Genomic DNA, 1,119 nt, shown 5'->3' on the forward strand with positions numbered 1-1,119 from the left:
CAATTAGATGCCAAAGTTCAACATCTTGAAGTCACCAATCAGCAATTAGATTCTAAAGTTCAGCATCTTTCTATTCTCAATCAAAAATACGAGCATGAACTGGCGCTGTTTAAACAGCATAAATTCGGCAGTAAAAACGAACATCTCACCGCAAAACAAATCCATCTGTGGGATGAGGCGGTCGAAGAAGATATCGCAGCCGTTGATCTGGAATTAGAACGATTAAATGCAGATAAAACCCATGCAGCGACACAGAAAGCCACAGTCAACAAACCTAAACGTCGACTGCTGCCAGATCATCTACACACCATCCGTATTGAGCATGAACCTGCATCAACCCAATGCAGTTGTGGCTGCCAGTTACGTCGTATCGGCGAAGATATCAGTGAAAAACTGCATTTCAGACCGGCACAGTTCTATAAGGAACAGCATGTACGTGGCAAATGGGTCTGTGATCAGTGCGACACCCTGACTCAGCAAGCGATGCCCGCCTATGTGATTGATAAAGGTATTGCCAGTCCTGAACTGCTCAGCCATGTGCTGGTATCGAAGTATGCCGATCATTTGCCGCTGTACCGTCAGCGCCTGATCTATCAGCGGGCTGGCATTGATCTGTCCAGATCCACGTTATCTGACTGGATTGGTCGCTGCGGTGTGGAACTGGAACCTCTGGCCAATGCCTTAAAACAGGTGGTGCTGCAACAGCGGGTGATCCATGCCGATGAAACGCCGGTCACCATCATGCGGATGGGTGAGAATGATAAAAAACCGAAGAAAGGTTATGTCTGGGCCTATGCCACTACACAGTACAATCCAGTTCAAGCCGTGATCTATGACTTTCAGGATAGTCGTTCAGGTCAGCATGCTGAAGCGTTCCTGAAAGACTGGCAGGGCCATCTGGTCTGTGATGATTACAGCGGTTATAAAGCACGCTTTAAATCAGGTCAGGTCATTGAGGTGGGCTGCATGGCCCATGCACGTCGTAAATTCCATGAACTGCATGTAACTGGGAAAAGTCAGGTCGCTGAACAGGCCTTAGTGCTGATTCAGAAACTGTATGCGATAGAAGCAGAACTCAGGAAAAAGACCGATGGTACAGCGGAAGACCGCCGCGAATAC

The 1,119-nt window shown here is 47.9% G+C and carries 1 protein-coding gene; it reads left to right on the top strand.

The annotated features are described in order from the left end of the window. Nucleotides 1-1,119 (top strand): IS66 family transposase (locus tag L6C30_RS14590; RefSeq protein ID WP_236163331.1); only part of this gene is annotated, 1,119 nt, incomplete at both ends.

The organism is Acinetobacter sp. KAM396, from assembly GCF_021602765.1.
Classification (GTDB): Bacteria; Pseudomonadota; Gammaproteobacteria; order Pseudomonadales; family Moraxellaceae; genus Acinetobacter; species Acinetobacter towneri_A.